This window comes from Microbulbifer sp. NBRC 101763, from assembly GCF_040371615.1.
In the GTDB taxonomy this organism is placed as follows: domain Bacteria; phylum Pseudomonadota; class Gammaproteobacteria; order Pseudomonadales; family Cellvibrionaceae; genus Microbulbifer; species Microbulbifer variabilis.
In genome coordinates, this window is sequence record NZ_BAABQV010000021.1 from 1 (window position 1) to 3,091 (window position 3,091).

General features: G+C 51.6%; 1 rRNA gene. It reads left to right on the plus strand.

The annotated features are described in order from the left end of the window. Positions 1-31 precede the first annotated feature (31 nt). Positions 32-2,909: ribosomal RNA gene (locus ABWV76_RS21970) — 23S ribosomal RNA — on the plus strand. The last annotated feature ends 182 nt before the right edge of the window (positions 2,910-3,091 follow it).

Here is a 3,091-nt window from a genome sequence, read left to right on the forward strand (position 1 = left end):
TTAAAGTCGTTAGTAGTCGTTTGTGTTGTATGGTCAAGCGACTAAGCGTATACGGTGGATGCCTTGGCAGCTGGAGGCGATGAAGGACGTAGGAGCCTGCGAAAAGTCTAGGGGAGCTGGCACACAAGCTTTGATCCTAGAATGTCCGAATGGGGAAACCCACTCCTTTTAGGAGTATCCATAACTGAATTCATAGGTTATGGAGGCGAACCCGGGGAACTGAAACATCTAAGTACCCGGAGGAAAAGAAATCAACCGAGATTCCCTTAGTAGCGGCGAGCGAACGGGGATTAGCCCTTAAGCTTTTTATGTTTTAGTGGAAGGTTCTGGAAAGTACCGCGATACAGGGTGATAGCCCCGTACACGAAAAGGCATTTAGAGTGAAATCGAGTAGGTCGGGACACGTGTTATCTTGACTGAATATGGGGGGACCATCCTCCAAGGCTAAATACTCCCAGCTGACCGATAGTGAACCAGTACCGTGAGGGAAAGGCGAAAAGAACCCCGGAGAGGGGAGTGAAATAGAACCTGAAACCGTATACGTACAAGCAGTAGGAGCCCTTCGGGGTGACTGCGTACCTTTTGTATAATGGGTCAGCGACTTATTGTCTGTAGCAAGGTTAACCGCTTAGGGGAGCCGTAGAGAAATCGAGTCTTAATAGGGCGTTTAGTTGCAGGCAATAGACCCGAAACCCGGCGATCTATCCATGGGCAGGTTGAAGGTTGAGTAACATCAACTGGAGGACCGAACCCACTAATGTTGAAAAATTAGGGGATGACCTGTGGATCGGAGTGAAAGGCTAATCAAGCCGGGAGATAGCTGGTTCTCCTCGAAAGCTATTTAGGTAGCGCCTCGCGTCTCACCCTCGGGGGTAGAGCACTGTTTGGGCTAGGGGGTCATCCCGACTTACCAACCCCATGCAAACTCCGAATACCGAGGAGTGCAATCGCGGGAGACACACGGCGGGTGCTAACGTCCGTCGTGGAAAGGGAAACAACCCAGACCGCCAGCTAAGGTCCCAAATACCAATTAAGTGGGAAACGATGTGGGAAGGCCCAGACAGCTAGGAGGTTGGCTTAGAAGCAGCCATCCTTTAAAGAAAGCGTAATAGCTCACTAGTCGAGTCGGCCTGCGCGGAAGATATACCGGGGCTAAATTGGTAACCGAAGCTGCGGATGCCTTCGGGCATGGTAGAGGAGCGTTGTGTAAGCCGTTGAAGGTGGATCGGGAGGTCTGCTGGAGGTATCACAAGTGCGAATGCTGACATGAGTAACGATAAGGGAGGTGAAAAACCTCCCCGCCGGAAGACCAAGGGTTCCTGTCCAACGCTAATCGGGACAGGGTTAGTCGGCCCCTAAGGCGAGGGCGAAAGCCGTAGTCGATGGAAAACAGGTTAATATTCCTGTACTCGCTATTGCTGCGATGGAGTGACGGAGAAGGCTAGGCCAGCATGGCGATTGGTTGTCCATGTTTAAGGTTGTAGGCTGGGGACTTAGGCAAATCCGGGTCCCTAAGGCTGAGAACTGATGACGAGTCTCTTTTAGAGACGAAGTGGTTGATGCCCTGCTTCCAGGAAAAACTTCTAAGCTTCAGGCAATAGTGAACCGTACTCTAAACCGACACAGGTGGTCAGGTAGAGAATACCAAGGCGCTTGAGAGAACTCTGGTGAAGGAACTAGGCAAAATGGTACCGTAACTTCGGGAGAAGGTACGCCGGTTTTGGTGATGGGACTTGCTCCCTAAGCTGAGGCCGGTCGAAGTGACCAGGTGGCTGCGACTGTTTATTAAAAACATAGCACTCTGCAAACACGTAAGTGGACGTATAGGGTGTGACGCCTGCCCGGTGCCGGAAGGTTAATTGATGGGGTTAGCTTCGGCGAAGCTCTTGATCGAAGCCCCGGTAAACGGCGGCCGTAACTATAACGGTCCTAAGGTAGCGAAATTCCTTGTCGGGTAAGTTCCGACCTGCACGAATGGCGTAACGATGGCCACGCTGTCTCCACCAGAGACTCAGTGAAATTGAAATCGCTGTTAAGATGCAGTGTACCCGCGGCTAGACGGAAAGACCCCGTGAACCTTTACTACAGCTTTGCACTGAACTTTGAGCCTATTTGTGTAGGATAGGTGGGAGGCTTTGAAGCAGCGACGCTAGTTGTTGTGGAGCCGTCCTTGAAATACCACCCTGGTATGTTTGAGGTTCTAACTCTGGTCCGTTATCCGGATCGAGGACAGTGTATGGTGGGTAGTTTGACTGGGGCGGTCTCCTCCCAAAGAGTAACGGAGGAGTACGAAGGTGCACTCAGCATGGTCGGAAATCATGCAATGAGCATAATGGTATAAGTGCGCTTGACTGCGAGACAGACATGTCGAGCAGGTACGAAAGTAGGTCATAGTGATCCGGCGATTCTGTATGGAAGGGTCGTCGCTCAACGGATAAAAGGTACTCCGGGGATAACAGGCTGATACCGCCCAAGAGTTCACATCGACGGCGGTGTTTGGCACCTCGATGTCGGCTCATCACATCCTGGGGCTGAAGCCGGTCCCAAGGGTATGGCTGTTCGCCATTTAAAGTGGTACGCGAGCTGGGTTTAGAACGTCGTGAGACAGTTCGGTCCCTATCTGCCGTGGGCGTTGGAGATTTGAGAAGAGTTGCTCCTAGTACGAGAGGACCGGAGTGAACGAACCTCTGGTGTTCCGGTTGTCACGCCAGTGGCATTGCCGGGTAGCTATGTTCGGACGGGATAACCGCTGAAAGCATCTAAGCGGGAAGCCTCCTTCAAGATAAGATCTCCCTGGGAACTTGATTCCCCTAAAGGGCCGTGGAAGACTACCACGTTGATAGGCTGGGTGTGGAAGCGTTGTGAGGCGTTGAGCTAACCAGTACTAATTGCCCGTGCGGCTTGACCATACAACAGAGATGGTTACTAACGACTAGCTAAGCTAGCGGATTGTGAGTTAGAGACATACGATCGCTTGCGGTGTATTACTACAGATTGTTTTACCGACTTATTTGGGGTTATCGCCGGTCAACAACATGACCGAGGCAAACAGCGATAACACGGCAGGCCAAGCACATTGCTTATAAGACCA